At 62.8% G+C, this 18,074-nt stretch carries 14 protein-coding genes and 1 tRNA gene; 2 read left to right on the top strand and 13 right to left on the bottom strand.

The window, feature by feature from the left end; genetic code table 11:
* Positions 1-213: 213 nt before the first annotated feature.
* The 7 genes from J3P91_RS08910 to leuC all read right to left on the bottom strand — a co-directional run bounded on the left by J3P91_RS08910 (position 214) and on the right by leuC (position 9,544).
* On the bottom strand, positions 214-2,796 hold the full coding sequence (locus J3P91_RS08910) for a FimV/HubP family polar landmark protein (protein ID WP_434603487.1): 2,583 nt from the start codon (positions 2,794-2,796) through the stop codon (positions 214-216).
* Positions 2,797-3,004: 208 nt separating this feature from the next.
* Positions 3,005-4,015, bottom strand: coding sequence for an aspartate-semialdehyde dehydrogenase (locus J3P91_RS08905; RefSeq protein WP_434603485.1), 1,011 nt, complete (start codon positions 4,013-4,015; stop codon positions 3,005-3,007).
* Between the two features lie 246 nt (positions 4,016-4,261).
* On the bottom strand, positions 4,262-5,374 hold the full coding sequence (gene asd / locus J3P91_RS08900; protein ID WP_434569212.1) for an aspartate-semialdehyde dehydrogenase: 1,113 nt from the start codon (positions 5,372-5,374) through the stop codon (positions 4,262-4,264).
* A gap of 54 nt (positions 5,375-5,428) precedes the next feature.
* Positions 5,429-6,511 carry a 3-isopropylmalate dehydrogenase gene (leuB, locus tag J3P91_RS08895; protein WP_434603483.1) on the bottom strand — a complete coding sequence of 361 codons (1,083 nt, stop codon included), beginning with the start codon at positions 6,509-6,511 and terminating at the stop codon, positions 5,429-5,431.
* A 47-nt stretch (positions 6,512-6,558) separates the two neighbouring features.
* Positions 6,559-7,323, bottom strand: coding sequence for a class I SAM-dependent methyltransferase (locus J3P91_RS08890; protein ID WP_434603481.1), 765 nt, complete (start codon positions 7,321-7,323; stop codon positions 6,559-6,561).
* Between the two features lie 146 nt (positions 7,324-7,469).
* Positions 7,470-8,114, bottom strand: a complete 645-nt coding sequence (gene leuD, locus J3P91_RS08885; RefSeq protein WP_030142033.1) for a 3-isopropylmalate dehydratase small subunit — start codon at positions 8,112-8,114, stop codon at positions 7,470-7,472.
* Between the two features lie 11 nt (positions 8,115-8,125).
* Positions 8,126-9,544, bottom strand: a complete 1,419-nt coding sequence (gene leuC / locus J3P91_RS08880) for a 3-isopropylmalate dehydratase large subunit (RefSeq protein WP_305495827.1) — start codon at positions 9,542-9,544, stop codon at positions 8,126-8,128.
* Positions 9,545-9,701: 157 nt separating this feature from the next.
* Here leuC and J3P91_RS08875 point away from each other — a divergent pair, with 157 nt between their 5' ends.
* On the top strand, positions 9,702-10,592 hold the full coding sequence (locus J3P91_RS08875) for a LysR family transcriptional regulator (protein ID WP_434569215.1): 891 nt from the start codon (positions 9,702-9,704) through the stop codon (positions 10,590-10,592).
* Between the two features lie 67 nt (positions 10,593-10,659).
* Entirely contained in the window at positions 10,660-13,938 is a 3,279-nt protein-coding gene (locus J3P91_RS08870; protein ID WP_434603479.1) for an EAL domain-containing protein, read from the top strand.
* A gap of 212 nt (positions 13,939-14,150) precedes the next feature.
* Here the strand turns inward: J3P91_RS08870 and J3P91_RS08865 are convergent, their stop codons facing one another.
* From J3P91_RS08865 to J3P91_RS08840, 6 genes are all read right to left on the bottom strand, one after another.
* Positions 14,151-14,603 carry an Hsp20 family protein gene (locus tag J3P91_RS08865; RefSeq protein WP_434569217.1) on the bottom strand — a complete coding sequence of 151 codons (453 nt, stop codon included), beginning with the start codon at positions 14,601-14,603 and terminating at the stop codon, positions 14,151-14,153.
* 119 nt (positions 14,604-14,722) lie between these two features.
* A complete protein-coding gene (locus tag J3P91_RS08860) occupies positions 14,723-15,682 on the bottom strand; it encodes a tRNA dihydrouridine synthase (protein WP_434603477.1) in 960 nt (319 codons plus the stop codon).
* 241 nt (positions 15,683-15,923) lie between these two features.
* Positions 15,924-16,373 carry an acyl-CoA thioesterase gene (locus J3P91_RS08855; protein WP_434603475.1) on the bottom strand — a complete coding sequence of 150 codons (450 nt, stop codon included), beginning with the start codon at positions 16,371-16,373 and terminating at the stop codon, positions 15,924-15,926.
* Between the two features lie 45 nt (positions 16,374-16,418).
* Entirely contained in the window at positions 16,419-17,252 is an 834-nt protein-coding gene (locus J3P91_RS08850; RefSeq protein WP_434569220.1) for an alpha/beta fold hydrolase, read from the bottom strand.
* Positions 17,253-17,279: 27 nt separating this feature from the next.
* The gene (locus tag J3P91_RS08845; RefSeq protein WP_305495839.1) at positions 17,280-17,819 is read right to left on the bottom strand and encodes a TetR/AcrR family transcriptional regulator; all 540 of its coding nucleotides are present in this window, start codon (positions 17,817-17,819) and stop codon (positions 17,280-17,282) included.
* A 179-nt stretch (positions 17,820-17,998) separates the two neighbouring features.
* A tRNA-Glu gene (locus J3P91_RS08840) sits at positions 17,999-18,074 on the bottom strand.

The raw sequence follows: 18,074 nt of genomic DNA, 5'->3' as shown, positions 1-18,074 counted from the left end.
AAGGCGGGCGGGGCGCGATGCCAGTGCAACCGGTGGTTCTGCGTGGAATCGACTGGCGCCATCGCGAGCAAGCTCGCTCCCACATGGGATCTCCAGTGAGCACCGACCTGTGGGAGCGAGCTTGCTCGCGATGAGGCCAGCCCAGACACCATCCAACCCCTGCAAACAAAAACGGCAGCCTCACCGGCTGCCGTTGTTGTTTACCCCATCACCTCAAGCCAGGCGTGACAACATTTCCTGCGCTTCACTCTTCTGCGTGGCATCGCCTTCGTTGAGGACCTCGCCCAGGATATCCCGGGCGCCATCGTCGTCGCCCATGTCGATGTAGGCCTGGGCCAGATCGAGCTTGGTCGACACTTCGTTGGTGCCGCTGAGGAAGTCGAAATCCGGCTCGTCGTCAGCAGTCGCCAAGGCATCATCGGCCGTGAAGGTCGGCTGACCGAGGCTGTCGGACAAACGATCCAGCTCGGCGTTGACATCATCCAGCTCGGATTCGAAGGCATCCTTGGGCTGGTCATGGGCATCCATTTCGTCCGCCAGGGACAGGTCGAAATCCGCCGGCAGCTCAAGATCGTCGGCCGGGGTGTCGTTCAGGGCCGGCGTTTCGGCAGCCGGGACGTCAAGACCCTTGAGGTCATCCTCCAGGCCCAGCAGGAAGTCGTCATCCTCCAGGGCGGGTGCCGGAGCGTCGGCGCCCAGGTCCAGGTCGAACTCCGACAGGTCGTCGAGGCTTTCGTTGGCCTCGGTCTGCTGCTTGAGCACCGACTCGAAACTCAGGTCATCGTCTTCCGGAAACGCGTCCAGCTCGTTGAGCGGCTCGGGTGCCGGCGCTGCGGGCGTCGTATCAAAGTCGTCCAGGCTCAGGTCAAAAGCGTTGTCGAGCTCTTCATCGGTCGCCGGCTTGTCTTCCAGCAGTTCCTTGACGTACTGCGCATCCAGTTCGGCAGCCACGGCTGCGGCCGCCAGGCCTGCGCCAGCGGCGACCGCCATGGCCGGGAAACGACTCTTGAGCTGTTCGACCTGGGCGTAGTTTTCACCATTGGCGACCAGTTGGCGTTCCTGGGCCACAAAGGCGTCTCGATCGCCCTGTTGGCCGTAGACCTCCATCAACTTCAAACGCAGATCGCTGCGCTGAGGCTCAGCCTTGATGCCCTGCTCCAGCAGATCGGCCGCCTGGTTCAAACGACCGCGATCGATGTGCGACTGGGCCTGAGGCAGCACGTCGTCGGAACGATCGGCGGCCGGGGCCACCAACGGTGCGGCAATGGGCGGCGTGACAATCACTGGCGCAATCACCGGAGCCGGCTTGGGCGCTGGCGTCGGGGCTGGCTTGGGTTCGAGTTTTACGCTAGGTGGTGGAACCTCAATGCCCTCGAAGCTGCTCGGGGGCAGATCGAGCTCCGGGGAGAAGTCGGCCTCCTCCTCGAGGGCTCGGGCCATGCGCAGATGTTTCTCGGCTTCCTGCTGGGCCTTGCGGCGACGGGCAAGCAGCAACAGAAGCAGCAACAGGATCAACGCGCCGCCGCCAATCAGCCCCAGGAGGATCGGATTGGTCAGCAGGTCGTTGTATTTCTTTTCATCGGAAGCGGCAGGTGTCGGCTCGACCGGTGCGGCGGGCGGCGTCGCTTCCGGGGCGGCCTCGGGTGCTGGTGTTGGCGCCGGTGGCTGCGCCGACGGCGCCGGGGTCAGCTCGGCCGACATCGTCGGGGTCGACTCGCCCGCAGGCGGTACAGCAGCGCCATCAGCCTGCATTTTCGCCAGCTGGTTGTTTTTCAGTTCGATCAGACGCTGCAGCTTGTCCAATTGGCTCTGCAGGTCGGCCATGCGGCTTTTCAGTTCTTCGTTGTCGCGGCGAGCCGCATCAAGGCTTTCCTGGGTCACTGCAAGCTGGTTGCTCAGTGCCTGGGCATCACCGGCAGCGCCCTTGCCCTTGGCGCCGGCCTTCGCCGACTCGGCGGAAACCAGGCTCAGGTTGTCGCGCGCGGCGGCCTGGGCTGGCGCGCCCTCGGCAGCGCCCCGCTTGGTCGCGTCCAACTGCTGCCGGCCGTTACCCGCCACACCCCGACGCCCCTGGCGCCAGGCGGCGTTCTGTGCAGCCACTTCGGCGATGGCCTGGGGTTGCGGCAGCGCCGTGCTTTGCACCGGATCCGGCAGGCGCAGCACCTGGCCGGTCTTGAGCAGGTTGATATTGCCGTTGATGAAGGCGTTCGGGTTCAGCGCCTGAATCGCCAGCATGGTCTGTTGCACCGATCCACCGTTGCGCACCTTGGCGGCGATTTCCCACAGGGTGTCGCGCGGCGTGGTGGTGTATTGGGACGGCTTGGTGGCCCCGGTGACCGGTGTGGAAACCGCTTGGGACGGCTTCGCCCGCGCAGCATCGGCGGCCTGCGGCGAGAATTTGGACGGATCGAGCAGCACGCTGTAGTCGCGCAGCAAGCGGCCGTTGGGCCACATCACCTGCACCAGGAACTTGACCATCGGCTCGGACAGCGGCCGGCTGGACGTCACCCGCAGGACACTGCGGCCGTTGGCGTTGATCACCGGGGTGAAGCTCAGGTCATTGAGGAAGGCTTGGCGGTCAATGCCCGCCTTGGCGAACTCTTCTGGGGGCGCCAGGCTCGGCACGACTTCGGCGGCGGTCAGTTGCTGGACATCGAGCAGCTCGATCTCGGCGACCAAAGGCTGGTTCGGCGGCGACTTCAGGGTCAACTCCCCGAGCCCGAGCGCTTGCGCCATACCGGAGGACAGCGCCGAGGCGGCCGCTATTGCTAACACCAGTTTGCGAACTTGAACCATAGCCTCTTCCTTTGTTTGAACATTCCTCGGCCAGCGAGAAGGTGTTGATGCCGCTGCCGTAAGGCATTGCGCGCAGCCCCGAAGCGACGGCGCGCGCGATCGTTTCACTCATGCCCGAGGACGCCCCGGGGAGGAGGTTCGCCTTCAGCACTCTGGCCAAGCATAGCGCCCAGCTAGACTCATTCGACAAATTGTTGCCAAGTATCTTTTACAGCAAGTCTTTTATCAACAACTCAGCCACCTGCACGGCATTGAGCGCCGCGCCCTTGCGCACGTTATCCGCCGTCAGCCACAGATTCAGTTCCGCCGGATCGTCCACGCCACCGCGCACACGCCCGACATAAACCACATCCTGGCCGACCGCATCGCCCACCGGCGTCGGGTAGTCACCCGCCTCCACCAGCTCAATGCCGGGCGCCGCCTCCAGGGCTGCGTTGACCTTCGCCAGGTCAACAGCGCTCGCGGACTGTACGGTCACGCTAAAGCTATCGCCGAAAAACACCGGCGCTTGAATGCAAGTGACGGAAATCTTTAACAAAGGTTGCGCAAGCACTTGGCGCAGCTCGCGGACCAGGCGCTTCTCCAGCAGCGTATGACCCTGCTCATCCGGGACACCGACCTGGGCCAGCAGGTTGAACGCCATCTGCCGATCGAAGAATTTCGGCTCCAGCGGACGGGCATTGAGCAACTCGGCGGTCTGGCGCGCCAACTCGCTCACCGCTGCGCGCCCCTGGGCGGAGACGGCGAGACTGGCGGTCAGGCTGATACGTTGCAGGTCCAGGCAATCGCGCAGCGGCGCCAGCACCACGGCGAGCGCAGTGGCCGAGGCGCTGGGGCTGCTGACCTGGAACGGTTTGCTCAGGCCGGCCAGCAACTGAGCGTTGGCCTCTGGCACGATCTGCGGCGCCTGCTCCGGCGGCAGCGCGCCGGAGAGGTCGATCAGCGCACAACCGGCGGCCGTGGCGCGTGGTGCAAAACTCAGGGTGACCGCCGGGCCGGCGGCGAAGAACACCAGTTGGACCTTGCCGAAATCGAATTCATCGACCTCGCGCACCCGCACGTTCTTGCCGCGAAACAGCACCGAACTCCCCGCCGACTCACTGCTCGCCAGCAGGTGCAGGGTGCCGATCGGAAAATCCCGTTCTTCGAGGATCTGCACCAGGGTTTCGCCGACAGTACCGGTGGCGCCGATCACGGCAATATCAAAGGACTGGCTCATGGGTCTACCTCAGGTAAAACGTGGGGAGCGGCACTTTACCGGGTGGTTGGCGGGCAAGCAATTGGACACAAGAGAACTCGTGGCGAGGGAGCTTGCTCCCGCTCGGTTGCGTAGCAACCGCCAGAATTTTGGGGCTGCTGCGCAGCCCAGCGGGAGCAAGCTCCCTCGCCACGGGGATTTCACCAAACCAATATAAAAAAACCCGTGCCTCTCGCAAGGCACGGGCTCTTCAACAGCAGCAACCGATCAACGCTCGAGCAGGATCCGCAGCATGCGGCGCAGCGGTTCGGCCGCGCCCCACAGCAGCTGGTCGCCGACGGTGAAAGCGCCGACGAATTGCGAACCCATGTTCAGTTTGCGCAGACGGCCCACCGGCACGTTCAGGGTGCCGGTGACCTTGGTCGGGCTCAGCTCTTGAATGCTGGTTTCGCGGTTGTTCGGCACCAGCTTGACCCAAGGGTTGTGCTGGCTGATCAGCCCTTCGATGTCGGCGATCGGCACGTCCTTGTTCAGCTTGATGGTCAGCGCCTGGCTATGGCAACGCATGGCGCCGATGCGCACACAGATGCCGTCCACCGGGATCGGGCTCTTGAAGCGACCGAGAATCTTGTTGGTTTCGGCCTGGGCCTTCCACTCTTCACGGCTCTGGCCGTTAGGCAGTTCCTTGTCGATCCACGGGATCAGGCTGCCAGCCAGCGGCACGCCGAAGTTCTCGGTCGGGTAGGCATCGCTGCGCATCGCCTCGGCGACCTTGCGATCGATGTCGAGGATGGCGCTGGCCGGGTTGGCCAGGTCATCGGCGACAGCGGCGTGGGTCGCGCCCATCTGCTTGATCAGTTCGCGCATGTTCTGCGCGCCGGCACCGGAGGCCGCCTGATAGGTCATGGCGCTCATCCACTCGACCAGGCCAGCCTCGAACAGGCCGCCCAGCCCCATCAGCATCAGGCTGACGGTGCAGTTGCCGCCGATGTAGTTCTTGGTGCCCGCGTCCAGCTGCTGGTCAATGACCTTGCGGTTGACCGGGTCGAGGATGATCACCGCGTCATCCTGCATGCGCAGGCTGGAAGCGGCGTCGATCCAGTAACCCTGCCAGCCGGCTTCACGCAGCTTGGGGAACACTTCGCTGGTGTAGTCGCCGCCCTGGCAGGTCAGGATCACGTCGAGGGTCTTGAGCTCTTCGATGCTGTAGGCATCCTTGAGCACACCGGTGTCCTTGCCCACGGACGGGCCTTGGCCACCGACGTTGGAGGTGGTGAAAAACACCGGCTCAATGAGATCGAAATCCTGCTCTTCCAGCATTCGCTGCATGAGCACGGAACCGACCATGCCGCGCCAACCGATCAGACCTACACGTTTCATCGCAACTACACCTATACAAAAGTGGGCCACCGTCGAAGCAGTGGGCCCGAAAGATTACAGATTCCGCAGCGCGGCGACTACTGCATCGCCCATTTGCTGCGTACCGACCTTGGTGCAACCTTGTGACCAGATGTCACCGGTGCGCAAGCCCTGGTCCAGGACCACGCTGACGGCTTTTTCAATCGCGTCGGCGGCATCGTTCAAGTTGAAGCTGTAGCGCAGCATCATCGACACCGACAGGATGGTCGCCAACGGGTTGGCAATGCCCTGCCCGGCAATGTCCGGCGCCGAACCGTGGCACGGCTCGTACATGCCTTTGTTGTTGGCATCCAGGGAGGCCGACGGCAGCATGCCGATGGAACCGGTGAGCATCGACGCTTCGTCGGACAGGATGTCGCCGAACATGTTGTCCGTGACGATCACGTCGAACTGCTTCGGCGCGCGCACCAGTTGCATCGCGGCGTTGTCGACGTACATGTGGCTCAGCTCGATGTCCGGGTAATCCTTGGCCACCTGCTCGACCACTTCGCGCCACAGTTGGCTGGACGCCAGCACGTTGGCCTTGTCCACCGAGCACAGCTTCTTGCCACGCACGCGGGCCATGTCGAAGCCGACCCGGGCGATACGGCGGATTTCGCTTTCGCTGTACGGCAGGGTGTCGTAGGCCTGGCGCTCGCCGTTTTCCAGCTCACGGGTACCGCGCGGGGCACCGAAGTAGATACCGCCGGTCAGCTCACGCACGATGAGGATGTCCAGGCCTGAAACGATTTCTGGCTTCAAGCTCGATGCATCGGCCAGTTGCGGATAAAGGATTGCCGGACGCAGGTTGCCGAACAGGCCCAGTTGCGCGCGAATCTTCAGCAGCCCGCGCTCGGGGCGGATGTCGCGTTCGATCTTGTCCCATTTCGGCCCGCCCACGGCGCCCAGCAGCACGGCATCGGCGGCACGGGCACGGTCCAGGGTTTCATCGGCCAGCGGCACGCCGTGCTTGTCGATGGCGGCGCCACCGATCACGTCGTGGCTGAGTTCGAAACCCAGGCCGTACTTGGCGTTCGCCAACTCCAGGACCTTGACCGCCTCGGCCATGATTTCCGGGCCGATGCCATCACCTGGGAGAATCAGAATCTGCTTGCTCATGCTTTCCTCGTTAACTGTCGGCGCCCTTGGGCTAGCCGGGAAAAATGCTATCGCTCGGCCCACAGCACCAGTACATCCGTACTGAACGATCCATCGGCCTCAATCTGAAAATATTCACGCACTTCATCGCCCATCGAGCGCTGCAGCTCGAGAATCGCCGCCCGCATTACCTCCGGAGTACGCATGCGCTCGACCCACGAACGGTATTCCAGGCGCAGACGCTGGCGCGAGGTGCTACGGGTGTGCAGCCCCGCGTCGCTGACCTGCTGCAACCACTCGGCAGCCGAATAGTCGCGCACATGGCTGGTGTCCCGCAGCACTTCGACGCTTTGCAGGTAGGTATCGAGCAGCGGCATGCCCGGCGACAGGATATCAATGAACGCCGCTACGCCGCCCGGCTTGAGCACCCGGCGCACTTCCCGCAAAGCCAGGCCCAGGTCACTCCAATGATGCGCCGAATAGCGGCTGAACACGAAGTCGAACTCGCCGTCGGCGAACGGCAGCCGCTCGGCGGCGCCATGTACCGTGCCGATATTGCCCAGGCCACGCTCGGCCGCCGCCGCGGCAACCACGTCGAGCATCTGCTGGGACAGGTCGTAGGCCACCACCTCGCCGGCCACCGGGGCCACATGGAAGCTCACATGCCCGGCGCCACAGCCCAGGTCCAGCACACGGGCATTGGCGTGACCGGCCAGCTCGGCCTGCAGCAGCGCGAATTCGGCGCCCTGGGCGTGCACGGCGCTGCTCAGGTAGGCCGAGGCCTGTTCGCCGAATTGCTTTTGTACGACTTGGCTGTGGGCGGTGCTGGTCATAGGGACTTCCTTTTGGGCTGTAGCCTTGTGGTGTCAGCACCGCCGTCTTCGCGAGCGGGCTCGCTCCCACACTGGATTGCGGCGTCCCTGTGGGAGCGAGCCTGCTCGCGAAGAGGCCAGCACTGACTACATCAATCACACCTCAATCAAGCATCACGAAACAACCAAGGCTGGCTCGCCCGGTGCTTGGCTTCGAACGCGGCAATCGCCTCGCCGTCCTGCAGGGTCAGGCCGATGTCGTCCAGGCCGTTGAGCAGGCAATGCTTGCGGAACGCGTCGATTTCAAAACCCAGCACCTTGCCGTCGGGACGGGTCACCGTCTGGGCCGCCAGGTCGATCTGCAGTTGATAGCCAGGGTTGGCCTCGACCTGCTGGAACAGCTCGTCCACTTCGGCATCGCTGAGAATGATCGGCAGCAGGCCGTTCTTGAAGCTGTTGTTGAAGAAGATGTCGGCGTAGCTCGGCGCGATGATGCTGCGAAAACCGTACTCTTCCAGGGCCCAGGGCGCGTGCTCGCGGCTCGAACCGCAACCGAAGTTCTCGCGGGCGAGCAATACGCTGGCGCCTTGGTAACGCTCGGCATTGAGCACGAAGTCCTTGTTCAACGGCCGCTTGGAGTTGTCCTGGTACGGCTGGCCCACATCCAGGTAACGCCATTCGTCAAACAGGTTCGGGCCGAAGCCGGTGCGCTTGATGGACTTCAGGAATTGCTTGGGGATGATCTGGTCGGTGTCGACGTTGGCACGATCCAAAGGCGCGACAAGACCGGTGTGCTGGGTGAAAGCTTTCATGCTGCGCTCCTTCAGATCAATTCGCGGACATCGACAAAACGGCCGTTGACGGCAGCGGCGGCGGCCATGGCCGGACTCACCAGGTGCGTACGCCCACCGGCGCCCTGGCGACCTTCGAAGTTTCGGTTGGACGTCGAGGCGCAGTGCTCGCCCGACTCCAGGCGATCCGGGTTCATCGCCAGGCACATCGAGCAGCCTGGCTCGCGCCATTCGAAACCGGCCTCGAGGAAAATCTTGTCCAGCCCTTCCGCTTCGGCCTGGGCTTTCACCAGCCCCGAGCCCGGCACCACGATCGCCTGCTTGATCGTCGAGGCAACCTTGCGGCCCTTGGCGATTACGGCGGCGGCGCGCAAGTCTTCGATCCGCGAGTTGGTGCAGGAACCGATGAACACACGGTCGAGCTGAATGTCGGTGATCGCCTGGTTGGCGCTCAGGCCCATGTATTTCAAGGCGCGAACGATGGAGTCACGCTTGACCAGATCCATTTCCTTGGCCGGATCCGGCACGTTCTGGTCCACGGCGAGGACCATTTCCGGCGAAGTGCCCCAGCTGACTTGCGGCTTGATCTGCGTCGCGTCGAGCTCGACCACGGTGTCGAACCTGGCGTCCGGGTCGGAGACCAGGTCTTTCCAGGCTTCGACCGCCATGTCCCATTCGGCGCCTTTCGGGGAGAACGGCCGGCCCTTGACGTATTCCACGGTTTTTTCATCGGCGGCCACCAGGCCGACGCGGGCGCCGGCTTCGATGGACATGTTGCAGATGGTCATGCGGCCTTCGACGGACAAATCACGGATCGCGCTACCGGCGAATTCGATGGCGTGGCCGTTACCGCCGGCGGTGCCGATCTTGCCGATCACGGCCAGGACGATGTCCTTGGCGGTCACGCCGAATGGCAGCTTGCCCTCGACGCGCACCAGCATGTTTTTCATTTTCTTGGCGACCAGGCACTGGGTGGCGAGTACGTGCTCGACCTCGGAAGTACCGATGCCATGCGCCAGCGCACCGAAGGCGCCGTGGGTCGAAGTATGCGAGTCACCACAGACCACGGTCATGCCCGGCAAGGTCGCGCCCTGCTCCGGGCCGATCACGTGGACGATGCCCTGGCGGACGTCATTCATCTTGAATTCGACGATGCCGTATTCATCACAGTTGTCGTCAAGGGTCTGGACTTGCAGGCGGGAAACCTGGTCGGCAATGGCTTCGATGCCACCCTTGCGCTCCGGCGTGGTCGGCACGTTGTGGTCCGGGGTCGCGATGTTGGCATCGATGCGCCAAGGCTTGCGCCCGGCCAGACGCAGACCTTCGAAGGCTTGCGGCGAGGTCACTTCGTGAATGATGTGACGGTCGATGTAGATCAGCGCAGAGCCATCGTCGCGCTGCTTGACCAAATGCGAATCCCAGAGCTTGTCGTAGAGCGTTTTGCCGGCCATCAGACGGTTTCCTCATCAGCTTGTTTCTATGCCCTGGGTCCTGAGCGGATCAATAACCCCTTGGCTTGTGAGGCTGATGGTAAGAGGCTACATTAAATAACTCAAATTCATATTTTTCATGCTTTGCATAACCAACTGGAATTCGACCAGAAACGCCATGGACCTCGCCAACCTCAATGCCTTTATTGCCATTGCTGAAACCGGCAGTTTTTCCGGTGCCGGTGAACGCCTGCACCTGACGCAACCGGCCATCAGCAAGCGTATCGCCGGCCTCGAGCAGCAGCTCAACGTGCGCCTGTTCGACCGTCTCGGCCGGGAAGTGAGCCTGACCGAAGCCGGTCGGGCCCTGCTGCCACGGGCCTATCAAATCCTCAACGTGCTGGACGACACCCGCCGCGCCCTGACCAACCTGACCGGCGAAGTGACCGGGCGCCTGACCCTCGCCACCAGCCACCACATCGGCTTGCACCGCCTGCCACCGCTATTGCGGGAGTTCACCCGACGCTACCCCCAGGTGGCACTGGATATTCAGTTCCTGGATTCGGAAGTGGCCTACGAGGAAATTCTCCACGGCCGGGCGGAACTGGCGGTCATCACCCTGGCCCCCGAGCCCCACACGCTGGTACGGGCCACGCCGGTGTGGGACGACCCGCTGGATTTCGTGGTGGCGCCGGAGCACGCCCTGCTGGAAAACAGCGCGGTCAGCCTGGCGGACATCGCCCTTCATCCGGCGGTTTTCCCGGGAGGCAACACGTTTACCCATCACATCGTGCAGCGGCTGTTCGAAGCCCAGGGCCTGACGCCGAACATCGCAATGAGCACGAATTATCTGGAAACCATAAAGATGATGGTGTCCATCGGCCTGGCCTGGAGCGTTTTGCCGCGCACGATGCTTGATGATCAAGTGGCGCGTGTGCCTTTACCGGGCATACAGCTCAGTCGCCAGCTAGGCTATATCCTGCACACCGAAAGGACGCTGTCGAACGCTGCACGGGCTTTCATGGCTCTATTGGACGCACAAATCGATCTGCCAGGGACAAGGGCATAAGTTGTGCTACTCCTACAGGGCCATTACGCCTGCGCCTAACACCCAACCGCCCAAGGCCCGCTAGAGAATGCCCAAACCCGCCGACCATACTCCGCCCCTGCCGCGTATCCAGGCGCTCGACCCGAAACGGTCGGAGCAAAGCTGGGAAAGCGCGCCACAGTTGCTCGCCGCCCTGAACGGAGCGCGGCTGGGGGCCTGGTCGTGGGACATCGATACCGGCCAGATCAGCTGGTCCCGAGGCACCCAGGCGTTGTTCGGCTTCGACCCGCGCCAGCCATTGCCGGCGGACGTCGACTACCTCGACCTGCTGCTGCCCGAAGATCGGGCCAGGGCCGTGCGGGCCTTCCATGCAGCCGTGTCCGGCGTGCCGTTGGAACAGGCGATGCACCACCGCATCGTCTGGCCCGACGGCAGCCTGCACTGGCTGGAAATCAGTGGCAGCGTACTGCCCGACAAGCATGGCCGCCCGCGCATGATCGGGGTGATCCGCGAAATCACCCACCAGCGCGAACGGGAACAGGCGCTGCGCAGCTCGGAGAAACGCTTCGCGACACTGTTCCACCTGTGCCCGAACATGGTCCTGCTGACCCGCCAGGAAGATGGGCTGATCAGCGAAGCCAACCAGTATTTCGAAAGCCTGTTCGGCTGGCCGGTCCACAATGTGATCGGCCGCACCACCCTGGAACTGGGCCTGTGGGTCGACCCCACGCAGCGCGCCAAACTGGTAGAGGCCACCAAGGCCAAGGGCGAGCTGGTGAGCATGGAAGTGCAATTCCGCGCCAGTAACGGCCAGGTCCACAACGGTATCCTCAGCGCCCAGAAAGTCGAACTCGAAGGCCAGCCTTATTTACTGAGCACCTTCCTCGACACCACCGAACGCAAACTTGCCGAACAGGCCCTCAAGGACAGCCAGGAGCGCCTGGACCTGGCCCTCGACTCGGCGCAACTGGGTACCTGGGACTGGCACATCCCCAGCGGCATGCTCTACGGCTCGGCCCGGGCCGCGCAGCTCCATGGCCTGGAGCCCCAGGCGTTTCACGAATCGTTCGATGCGTTTTTCGAGGGCGTGCCTACCGAAGAACGCAACAACATGCGCAACGCCTACCGCAGCCTGCGTGAAGGCCCGGCGGGCAATTACCAGCTGACCTACCGCGTGCAACTGCCGGACGGCAGCTCGCGTTACCTGGAAAGTCGCGCCCGTCTCTACCGCAACGACGACGGCAGCCCGCTGCGCATGGCCGGCACCTTGCTCGACATCACCGACCAGGTGGAGCGCGAACAGAGCCTGGCGGCTTCGGAAGAAAAATTCGCCACGTTGTTCCAGGTCAGCCCCGATCCGATTTGCCTTACCCACCAGGACGACGGCACGTTCCTGGAAATAAACTCCAGTTTTACCCAGACATTCGGCTGGGCGGCCAATGATGTGCTGGGCCGCAGCGCCGACGAGATCGGCCTGTGGGAAGCTTCGGGCAGCAGCCTGCAGCGCATCGAACGGGTCATCCGCGAGCAGTCGCTGAGCAATGTCGCCATCGTCGTCCACCACAAGAACGGCCAGCCGCTGACCTGCGTGATCTCCAGCCGGCAGATCAGTGTCGGCAACCAGCCCTGCATCGTCACCACCCTGCGGGACATCACCCAGCAACAACGCTCCGAAGCGGCACTGAAAGCCAGCGAGGAAAAATTCGCCAAGGCATTCCACTCCAGCCCCGACGCGATCACCATTACCGAATGCGAAAGCGGCCGCTACCTTGAGGTCAACGATGGCTTCTGTCGCCTGACCGGTTACCGCGCCGACGAAGTCATCGGCCATACCGTCTACGAGGTCGGCATCTGGGCCGAAGAAAAGCAACGGACGGCGCTGCTGGCCGAATTGCAGCTCAAGGGTCGCGTTCTCCACCAGGAAATGCTCGGGCGCAACAAGCGCGGGGAAATCCTCACGGTGGAAGTATCGGTCGAGCCCATCACGCTCAACGAAACCGCATGCCTGCTGCTGACCGCCCGTGACGTAAGCCTGCTGCGCAACGCAGAGGCGCAGATCCGTCACCTCGCCTATCACGACCCGCTGACCAACCTGCCCAACCGCGCGCTGCTGCTGGACCGGCTCAGCCAGCAGATCGCCCTGCTCAAGCGCCATAACCTGCGCGGGGCGTTGCTGTTCCTCGACCTCGACCATTTCAAGCACATCAATGATTCGCTCGGCCATCCGGTTGGCGACACGGTGCTGAAGATCATCACCGCGCGCCTCGAAGCCAGCGTGCGCCTCGAAGATACCGTGGCGCGCCTGGGCGGCGATGAATTCGTCGTGCTGCTCAGCGGCCTGGAAGGCACGCGCGGCGCGGTCAGCCAGCAGGTGCAGACCCTGGCCGACACCCTTCGCGAACTGCTTTCCGAGCCGATGTTTCTCGATGGGCAACGACTGCAAGTCACCCCCAGCATCGGCATGGCGCTGATACCGGACCACGGCTCCACGCCCACTGACCTGCTCAAGCGCGCCGATATCGCCCTGTACCGCGCCAAGGATTCGGGACGCAATACCTCGCAGATGTTCCACGCCACCATGCAAAAAGCTGCCAGCGAACGGCTGCGCATGGAAACCGACCTGCGCCAGGCCCTGGCTCGCAACGAGTTCAGCGTGCATTTCCAGCCACAGGTCGATGCCCGGGACAACCGCATCGTCGGCGCCGAAGCGCTGGTGCGCTGGCATCATCCGGACCTGGGCGCGCAATCACCCAACGAGTTCATCAAGGTGCTGGAGGACAGCGGCCTGATCCTGGAAGTCGGCACCTGGATCCTCGACGAAGCCTGCGACGGCTTCAAACAACTGATCGCCAAGGGCAAGGTCGACCCCCGACGGTTCAAACTGTGCGTGAATATCAGCCCCCGGCAGTTCCGCCAGAGCGACTTCGTCGAGCGCATCGAAACCAGCCTCGCCAGCCATGGCCTGCCCTATTCCCTGTTGAAGTTGGAGATCACCGAAGGCATCGTGATCCACAACCTGGACGACACCATTGGCAAGATGCGCCGCCTGAAGAAATTGGGGGTGAGCTTTGCCATGGACGACTTCGGCACCGGTTATTCATCGCTGACTTACCTCAAGCGCCTGCCGGTGGACACGCTGAAAATCGACCAATCGTTCGTACGTGACGCCACCAGTGACCCCAACGATGCCGAGATCATCCGCGCCATCGTCGCCATGGCCCGCAGCCTGAACCTGGAAATGATTGCCGAAGGCGTCGAGACGCTGGAGCAATTGAAGTTCCTGCAGGGGCTCGATTGTCATTTGTACCAGGGTTACCTGCACAGCCGGCCGTTGCCGCTGGAGGCGTTCGAGCGGTTGTTGCCCTAGCTAGGAGCTTTTGTGGCGAGGGAGCTTGCTCCCGCTGGGGTGCGCAGCAGCCCTGAAACCTGCCACCTCGGTGTATCAGGTCGGTTTGAGTCGTACCATTTGGGGCCGCTTCGCGGCCCAGCGGGAGCAAGCTCCCTCGCCACAATTTATCCTTCACTGCTTGCCAAGACAAAAAAGGGCGCCATTCGGCGCCCTTCTTCAACTGCGATGTATCAATTTTCCAGCGCGGCTTGCTGTTGCGCACCGTTGATCGGGATGCGCTTGGCTTTCGCCTCTTCCGGCACCACACGCAACAGGTCGATGCTCAACAGACCGTTGCTCAGGCCGGCGGATTTGATCTCGATATGATCCGCCAACCGGAAGGACAGCTTGAACGCACGCTGGGCGATGCCCTGGTGCAGGAAGGTGACGCTGTCGTTGCTGGCCTCGCGCTTGCCGCCGCTGATGGTCAGCACACCTTTTTCCACTTGCAGGTCCAGGTCCTCTTCGCGGAAACCGGCGGCGGCGACTACGATGCGGTATTCGTCATCGCCATGTTTTTCCACGTTGTAGGGTGGATAGCTGCTGCCCGGTTCGTTACGCAGGGCGGTTTCGAACAGGTCGTTGAAACGGTCGAAGCCCACCGAGGAACGGAACAGAGGGGCCAGCGAAAATGCAGTACTCATGATTCAAATCTCCTGAAAGTTCAGCAAGGTTTCTTGTCTCCGCGACCCGAATTCGGCATCGCGTACTCCCTATCTAGGGACCACCAAATACTTTTCAAGAGCTTTTTTCGGAAATTTTTTCAGGCCGCTTCCGTGCGCTGCACACCCAGCAAACGACCCACTGCGTCCAGGTCGGTTTCCCGGCGCAGGGCGCCGAAAAGCTCGACCGCTTCGGGGTAGTTGCGGGTCAACATCGCCAGCCACTGCTTCAACCGACCGGGTGCCTGGCGAGGCGTCAGTTGGTCGACCACTTGCATCCAGAAGTCCTGGAGCATCGGCTGCAGTTCGGCCCAGGACATCTCGACCACCTCCTCGCCGGCCCGGGCGGCGGCGATCTGCCGGGCCAGGTCAGGGCGGGAAACCAGGCCGCGGCCGAGCATGATGTCTTCGACGCCGCTGATTTCCCGGCAACGACGCCAGTCTTCCACGCTCCAGATATCGCCATTGGCAAACACCGGCACCTTGACCACGTCCTGGACCCGCGGAATCCATTCCCAGTGGGCCGGCGGCTTGTAGCCATCAACCTTGGTCCGCGCATGCACGACGATGTGCGCCGCTCCGCCCTCGGCCAGGGCCGTGGCGCAGACCAGCGCGCCGTCCGGGCTGTCGAAGCCCAGGCGCATCTTGGCGGTGACGGGAATGTTTTTCGGCACCGCGCGACGGACATGCTCGACGATCCGGTTGAGCAATTCCGGTTCTTTGAGCAATACCGCCCCGCCCCGGGATTTGTTCACGGCCTTGGCCGGGCACCCAAAATTCAAGTCGATGACTTCCGAGCCCAGCTCACAGGCCAGCGCCGCATTCTCCGCCAGGCACACCGGATCGGAACCCAACAATTGCACCCGCAACGGCACGCCGGCAGCCGTCCGGGCACCGGTCAGCAGTTCGGGGCCAAGCTTGTGAAAATAGGCCGGCGTAAGCAGACGGTCGTTTATGCGGATGAATTCGGTGACACACCAGTCGATACCGCCAACACGGGTCAGGACGTCCCGCAGGATGTTGTCGACCAACCCCTCCATGGGCGCCAGGGCAATTTGCATGGAAAACACACTCAACGAAAAAACGTGCGGCAGTTTAGCGGATTTCCTTCACAGAATCGGAATCCACCGCCAAACCTGTAGGAGCGAGCTTGCTCGCGATAGCGGTGGGTCAGCTGCAGATGTGTTGGATGTACCGCCGTCATCGCGAGCAAGCTCGCTCCCACAGGGTCCGAGGGCGCCCATAAAGCCTGAGTGCACCACATTTCACTGTGGGAGCGAGCTTGCTCGCGATAGCGGTGGGTCAGTCTATAAGGATGCCGGATGGATTCAGCGCAGGGCCGTAGCCCTCGATAAACTCCGGCGGCATGCGCTTGGGCCTGCCGGTGGACAGTTCGATGCAGACAAAAGTGGTCTGGGCGCGCAGCAATGTGGCGTTATCACTGGGGCGAACCAGTTGAAAGTGCCGGGTCATTTTCAGCCGCTGGTCCCAGTCCACGATCCAGGTCGCCAACTGCAATTCGTCGCCTTCATAGGCCGCTGCCAGGTAATCGATCTCATGCCGCACCACCGCCATGGCCCGGTCAAGCCGGCGGTACCCCACCAGGTCCAGGCCCAGGCGCTGGGAATGGCGCCACGCGCAGCGCTCCAGCCACGTAACGTACACCGCATTATTGGCGTGACCCAGCCCGTCGATATCTTCGGCATTCACCTGAAGATCAATGATGAACGGCGTTGCCCGATCCCAGCCCATGCCCGTCTCCCGGTCGAATTTGGATCGGCGCAGTGTACCGGAAGCTCAGGCCGATTGCCGCGCCTGCAGGCTGCGTCCGGCCAGCAGTGATAACACACCATCAATGACCCGGGGATCGGCCAGTACCCGTTGATGCCCGCCCTGGCCCAGGCGCAGCAAGCGGCTGTCGAACCAGGCTTCATGGATCAATTGTGATTCCTTGACCGATACCGACGTATCGTCCTCGGCGTGGACAATCAAGCCCGGAATATCCAGCTGATATTGCGCGACATCCATCTTCGAAGCCTGCATGCCGACGTCCTGCTCCACCTGGCGAATAAAGGCCGAACGCGCCCTGGGTGGCAAACCCATCATCCGCGCGAAGCCACGCAGGACGCCGAGGATACGCGCCGGCGCGGCGATGCTGACCAATGTCTCGGTCCGCAACCCCAGCTGAACCGCCAGCATGGCACTGGCGCCGCCCATGGAGTGGCCGATCACCGCTTGCAACGGCGGCAACTCGGCTGCGGCTTCGAGCATCGCCCTGGCGAACAGCAGCACATTGGCCTCGCGACCCGGCGAGCGACCATGGGCCGGCCCATCCAGCGCCACCACCGTATAACCGGCCTCCACCAGCGCGTTGATCAGTGCCGCGAATTGCGTCGGGCGCCCCTCCCAGCCGTGCATCAGCAGCACCGCCGGTCCTTTGCCCCAGCGCAACGCAGACAGGCCGAAGCGCAAGGTGATGCGCTCGGACGAGGCCAGCAATGGCAGCTCCCAGTCCCGCGGCGGCAGGGCCCGAGGACTCATGAACACCCTGCGCATTTGTTTCGCTACCAGGCGCGGGGCTATCCGGCCAAGCGTGCCATTGACACCACGAATCCAGCTCAACCTGTCCATGCTCATCTCCAGGGCTTGCGCCTTAGCTCAGCGCACCGCCGACTTGGCGGCGCGCAGCAAACGATCCGATAACTCGCCCGGGCCCAACGCCCGGGCCAGGGCCAGGCCGCCGACCATCAAGGCGATGTCGGCCAGGGCTTTGTCCGCATCCTCGGGGCTGGCGGCCAACTGCGCGACCATCAGCTCGATATGCTCACTGAGAACCTCACGAAACGCGTCCGGCAGTCGCCCGAGCTCGCCGACCGAGGCCGGGATCGGGCACGCCTGCTCGGTGGAATCACGATGTTTGCGCGACAGGTAGAACGCCGCGACCAACGCGCGCCGCTCTTCGCCTGTCAGCTCGGCATCCATGTCGGCGATCAGGCCACGGCGGCGATTGAGCAGTTGCTTGAACGCCTCCAGCATCAAGGCGTCCTTGCTTTCGAAGTGGGCATAAAAACCGCCCACCGTCAGCCCTGCCGCGCCCATCACCTCGCCCACGCTCGGCTCGGCCGGCCCGCGCTGGATCAGCGCATCGCTGGCGGCCTTGAGAATGCGTTCACGGGTTTGTGCTTTTTTATCGCTCATCGTTGCCTCCGAATATTACGATTGAAATATTATTCCCATAATAATTTTCCGCAAGCGAAATCTTCACCGCTGGTCGGAAGTATTCATCGAGGATAAGGGAATTGGCTGAACGCCAGACAAACAAAAGGGCCATTCAAGAATTGAATGACCCTTATAAAATCCCGCAGAGCGGGTAATCGTGGCGTCCCCTAGGGGACTCGAACCCCTGTTACCGCCGTGAAAGGGCGGTGTCCTAGGCCACTAGACGAAGGGGAC

Source organism: Pseudomonas sp. Z4-7 (genome assembly GCF_051131965.1).
Classification (GTDB): domain Bacteria; phylum Pseudomonadota; class Gammaproteobacteria; order Pseudomonadales; family Pseudomonadaceae; genus Aquipseudomonas.
This window is presented reverse-complemented; position numbering and strand designations above follow the sequence as displayed.

Coding starts and splice junctions, on each gene's coding strand:
- J3P91_RS08910 (WP_434603487.1), bottom strand. CDS start 2,796: ATGGTTCAAGTTCGCAAACTGGTGTTAGCAATAGCGGCCGCCTCGGCG.
- J3P91_RS08905 (WP_434603485.1), bottom strand. CDS start 4,015: ATGAGCCAGTCCTTTGATATTGCCGTGATCGGCGCCACCGGTACTGTC.
- asd (WP_434569212.1), bottom strand. CDS start 5,374: ATGAAACGTGTAGGTCTGATCGGTTGGCGCGGCATGGTCGGTTCCGTG.
- leuB (WP_434603483.1), bottom strand. CDS start 6,511: ATGAGCAAGCAGATTCTGATTCTCCCAGGTGATGGCATCGGCCCGGAA.
- J3P91_RS08890 (WP_434603481.1), bottom strand. CDS start 7,323: ATGACCAGCACCGCCCACAGCCAAGTCGTACAAAAGCAATTCGGCGAA.
- leuD (WP_030142033.1), bottom strand. CDS start 8,114: ATGAAAGCTTTCACCCAGCACACCGGTCTTGTCGCGCCTTTGGATCGT.
- leuC (WP_305495827.1), bottom strand. CDS start 9,544: ATGGCCGGCAAAACGCTCTACGACAAGCTCTGGGATTCGCATTTGGTC.
- J3P91_RS08875 (WP_434569215.1), top strand. CDS start 9,702: ATGGACCTCGCCAACCTCAATGCCTTTATTGCCATTGCTGAAACCGGC.
- J3P91_RS08870 (WP_434603479.1), top strand. CDS start 10,660: ATGCCCAAACCCGCCGACCATACTCCGCCCCTGCCGCGTATCCAGGCG.
- J3P91_RS08865 (WP_434569217.1), bottom strand. CDS start 14,603: ATGAGTACTGCATTTTCGCTGGCCCCTCTGTTCCGTTCCTCGGTGGGC.
- J3P91_RS08860 (WP_434603477.1), bottom strand. CDS start 15,682: ATGCAAATTGCCCTGGCGCCCATGGAGGGGTTGGTCGACAACATCCTG.
- J3P91_RS08855 (WP_434603475.1), bottom strand. CDS start 16,373: ATGGGCTGGGATCGGGCAACGCCGTTCATCATTGATCTTCAGGTGAAT.
- J3P91_RS08850 (WP_434569220.1), bottom strand. CDS start 17,252: ATGGACAGGTTGAGCTGGATTCGTGGTGTCAATGGCACGCTTGGCCGG.
- J3P91_RS08845 (WP_305495839.1), bottom strand. CDS start 17,819: ATGAGCGATAAAAAAGCACAAACCCGTGAACGCATTCTCAAGGCCGCC.